Annotated in this window: 1 protein-coding gene; it reads left to right on the top strand. The window is 36.6% G+C overall.

The window, feature by feature from the left end; all coding sequences use genetic code 11:
* Positions 1 to 108: 108 nt before the first annotated feature.
* On the top strand, positions 109 to 339 hold a 231-nt coding region (locus D3H64_RS06580; protein WP_147429900.1), incomplete at its 3' end, for a helix-turn-helix domain-containing protein.

A 339-nucleotide genomic window follows, 5' to 3' on the forward strand; every position in this document is an offset into this window, starting at 1 on the left:
GGTGGATTTTAGAATGAACTTAGCCACTCAATTGTGAAAAAAAAAGACGCCATGTAAATTTCATGTTAACATTGTAGTTGACGACAAACAATGAAAGGATGAATTTACATGACGCACACCAATAGTAACACATCTCTATCGAATAGGAAACATTTAACCTATCAGGATCGGTGTAAAATAGAAGCTTATTGCGAAGAAAAATTATCCTTTAGAGAAATAGCTAGGAGATTGGGCAAACACCATTCAACGATCAGTCAAGAGGTCAAACGTGGAACAGTTCGACAAATTAAGCAAGTCGTCAAGTCTTCCTCGGGTAAAACTTATGAGTATGATCAGATG

The sequence above is a fragment of the Atopobacter sp. AH10 genome (assembly GCF_003664595.1).
Classification (GTDB): Bacteria; Bacillota; Bacilli; order Lactobacillales; family Aerococcaceae; genus Atopobacter.